This is a genomic window from Streptomyces sp. NPDC020681, assembly GCF_044334895.1.
GTDB lineage: Bacteria > Actinomycetota > Actinomycetes > Streptomycetales > Streptomycetaceae > Streptomyces.
Genome location: NZ_JBIRTX010000067.1, coordinates 1 through 2,167, shown reverse-complemented (window position 1 = coordinate 2,167; position 2,167 = coordinate 1). Strand labels below are relative to the sequence as shown.

At 73.6% G+C, this 2,167-nt stretch carries 3 protein-coding genes; all 3 read right to left on the bottom strand.

Annotation, left to right across the window (positions count from 1 at the left end; all coding sequences use genetic code 11):
* Positions 1-82: 82 nt before the first annotated feature.
* The 3 genes from ACH4YL_RS40685 to ACH4YL_RS40675 are packed head-to-tail and all read right to left on the bottom strand — an operon-like array spanning position 83 to position 1,940.
* A complete protein-coding gene (locus tag ACH4YL_RS40685; RefSeq protein WP_398512581.1) occupies positions 83-688 on the bottom strand; it encodes a hypothetical protein in 606 nt (201 codons plus the stop codon).
* Positions 685-1,014, bottom strand: coding sequence for a hypothetical protein (locus ACH4YL_RS40680; RefSeq protein WP_398512580.1), 330 nt, complete (start codon positions 1,012-1,014; stop codon positions 685-687). The genes ACH4YL_RS40685 and ACH4YL_RS40680 overlap by 4 nt, the downstream gene beginning before the upstream one ends.
* Positions 1,011-1,940, bottom strand: a complete 930-nt coding sequence (locus ACH4YL_RS40675; RefSeq protein ID WP_398512579.1) for a conjugal transfer protein — start codon at positions 1,938-1,940, stop codon at positions 1,011-1,013. Before ACH4YL_RS40675 ends, ACH4YL_RS40680 begins: the two co-directional genes overlap by 4 nt.
* Between the last annotated feature and the right edge of the window lie 227 nt (positions 1,941-2,167).

Genomic DNA, 2,167 nt, shown 5'->3' with positions numbered 1-2,167 from the left:
CCGGGCTGTAGCCGGTAGAGGGCCCACACGCTGCCGTGTGTCGACCACAGCAGGTGTCCGGCGATGTGACGGACCGGCACTCTCATGAGAGCCTCCCGTCGCCTTGCGTCTGGGTGAGCAGCAGCTGCACCGACGAGCGGGGCGCACCTGTCGGCCGCGGCGCAACGGAGCGAGGTGCGCGCCGTTGCGATCGCCGCGCCGTCCGGGTCCGGCGCGCGAGCCGGCGGGCGCTCAGTCGTCGGCCCCGGCCGGACGGCCGGGGAGTGGGCCGCATCTCGGCCACTGACGCTGTGGGGTCGGCCGGGGCGTCGTCTTCGATCACGAAGGCGCCTGACATGGGCCGGGCGGCCCGTTCCCGTACCGCGCGGCCGCCGATCCGGCCCCCGGCCGGCTGCAGGGCAAGCATCAGCGCGCCGATCATTGCGGGCAGCGGGGCGCGCCCGGCGATCTGGGGCCGGCGCACCGCCCAGATGGCAAATGCCCACGCCACCACCGGTATTGGCCCCAGCCACGCCCACCACGACACCGTCTTGACGAGGGCGAACCCGCCGAGGGTGGCGACGGCGATCTGCGCCGGCGTGTACGGGCCCAGCGGGAGGCGCCAGTCCGCGATCTTCCCCAGCACCCACGGATGGCGGCGCGCAGCGGTGTAGACGCGCCCCACGCGCGGCGCCGCGCCGGCGCTCATGCTCCGCTCCCGGGCTCATGGCCGGACAGGGGAGGAAGGTGGCCCGGCTGGATGACCGCCGGCGCGGACTTGCCCGGGTTCTTGACCTGGTCGACGAACATCGCGGCGAGGTCATTGCGGGACCGGTAGATGCCCAGGGCGATCACCATCAGGAGCAGGGCGCCGATCCCGGCCTTGAGGCTGAACCGCTGGACCATCACGACGACCACAATGGTGATCAGCGCAGCCTGCAGGCCTTTCGTGGCCCAGCCCCCGAACATGGCGATCCACGAGTCGCCGAACTCCTCGAGCTCTCCGGCCAACACAAGGCTGTGGACCGTGTTCACGACGACGCACCCCCCGCCGCCGAGACGAGCGTGGTGATCTCCCACCGCTTCGAGCGCACTGTCATCTCGAGCTCGTACGCCAGCGGCCACACCCCGGACCCGTCCTCGGCTTCGACGCGCACCAGGACCCGCGCCGTCGTACCGTCCGCGGGCGCCGACCCGGCGGCCGCCGTCCCCTCGACAGCGGTCACCTCCTCCACCCGGATGGTGGTGAACGCAGGCCGGGTGACGGGGTCCAGGCGCGTGCCCGGGGCAAGGTACCGGTCGATCCCGCCGCGTCCGGTGAGATAGGCACTGAAAAATTCGCTTGTCGTGGCGGCAAGGTCACCGTCGGGCGGAACGCTGACCGTGTACGGCGACTCGGGCACTGCGGCCTGCCGCGGCCCGGCGACCACGGCGGGCTGGCCGGTCACCGCGAACGCTACCCCGCCCCGGCCGGAGATGACCGGCACGGCGAAGTAGCGGATCCCGTCCGGATAGGTGGCGGCCACGGTCACCGACCAGCCGCCCAGACGCGGGCGACTGCGCACCGCTGTCACGGACTGCAGCGGCTGTGCATCCGTGACACGTGCAGGCAGAACGATCGAGGGCGCCATCGACTGCGCACGCCGGGCCTGCACACTGCTCTCGTCGCCTGTGTGACTGCGCAGCCATGCGTCGGTGAACACGACGGCGTAGCCGGCCGGATCGGCCCCCGTCGCGGTGTGCACGGTGGGCGCCGGAGCCGGCGCAACGGCTGCGGCGGTGGCCGCGGTTGGTGTCGGGGCGACAGATATGGCGAGCGCGATCGGGCCGGCGGCGAGCGCCGCCCACACGCCAAAGTGGCCGAGACGGACACGGCGCCGCATCTGCTGCAGCGTCACACCCGCGGCGACCGGCGGCAGTGCGGCATGCTCGGCGCGCGCCCCCGAAGTGGCTGGAGACATCGTTCGAACTCCCAGGTCGTACCGGTGGATTGCTGAGAGTCCACCCGCCGGCCCCGACCAGAACGTCGACCAAGAACCCCCGACCACGGTCACGAACAGGTCACGAAAGCGTGGTCGGGGGGGGGGGGGGGGCCCCCCCCCCCCCCCCCCCCCCCCCCCCCCCCCCCCCCCCCGCCGCCCCCCCCCGCCCCCCCCCCCCCCCCCCCCCCCCCCGCACCACGAGTGGT

Coding starts and splice junctions, on each gene's coding strand:
- ACH4YL_RS40685 (WP_398512581.1), bottom strand. CDS start 688: ATGAGCGCCGGCGCGGCGCCGCGCGTGGGGCGCGTCTACACCGCTGCG.
- ACH4YL_RS40675 (WP_398512579.1), bottom strand. CDS start 1,940: ATGTCTCCAGCCACTTCGGGGGCGCGCGCCGAGCATGCCGCACTGCCG.